The sequence below is a fragment of the Klebsiella sp. HN106 genome, assembly GCF_051209435.1.
GTDB lineage: Bacteria > Pseudomonadota > Gammaproteobacteria > Enterobacterales > Enterobacteriaceae > Klebsiella > Klebsiella oxytoca.
The window spans coordinates 1-291 of sequence record NZ_JBLURD010000248.1 but is presented as its reverse complement, the minus strand read 5'-3'; the positions used below and the strand labels follow the sequence as shown (position 1 = coordinate 291).

General features: G+C 55.3%; 1 protein-coding gene. It reads right to left on the bottom strand.

Going from position 1 to position 291, the window contains the following annotated elements; translation table 11 throughout:
- Nucleotides 1-223: PepSY domain-containing protein (locus tag ACSIPU_RS31115; RefSeq protein WP_435322556.1), on the bottom strand; the 223-nt coding region annotated here is incomplete at its 3' end.
- Between the last annotated feature and the right edge of the window lie 68 nt (nt 224-291).

Here is a 291-nt window from a genome sequence, read left to right as displayed (position 1 = left end):
CTTCTTCGGCCACCGCAATCTGGGCGCTGAGCGGCTGCGGAGTCCCCTCGGCAAGGCCATGCAGCGCGTCGTGATAGAGCCAGTTTTCCAGCTGCGGCGTCGCCACGTACAACGTGCCGGTGAGGGCAGCGACAAAGATAAACGGTCCGATAAACAGACCAATATAGAAATGGAGGCGACGCAGCAGGTTCAGCCATGCCGCGCGCGAGGTGCAGGTTGTCATACTTTTCCTTTTTTAAAGCAAAAGAGGTCGTTGCGCGGTGCGCAGATTGATTTTTATTAAAGGGAAAA